Origin of the sequence: Sporomusa sp. GT1, assembly GCF_014634905.1 — a bacterium.
Taxonomy (GTDB): domain Bacteria; phylum Bacillota; class Negativicutes; order Sporomusales; family Sporomusaceae; genus Sporomusa; species Sporomusa sphaeroides.
Window position 1 is genome coordinate 1 of record NZ_BMBX01000107.1, and the last position, 233, is coordinate 233.

Consider the following 233-nt stretch of genomic DNA (forward strand, 5'->3'; position numbering starts at 1 on the left):
GTGTCGTGAGCTGCTGGTGTTTTTGCGAGCTGATTACCACCTTGTGTTTGTGGTTTGTTTAGACCTCTATTAGAAGGGTTTTGAGGGGCAGGTGTCACGTCTTTTGATTGGCCAGGGATCTGAGGAGTTTTTGGTGTATGTGGTGCGGTATCTGGTTTTTGAGGGACCTCTGGTGTTTTAGGAGCCGGTTTACCTGGTTGACCGTCCTTACCAGCAGGACCAGCTTCACCGCG

General features: G+C 50.6%; 1 pseudogene. It reads right to left on the reverse strand.

Going from position 1 to position 233, the window contains the following annotated elements:
- A pseudogene (locus tag GT1_RS22030) lies at positions 1 to 233 on the reverse strand (hypothetical protein); the annotation flags it as partial.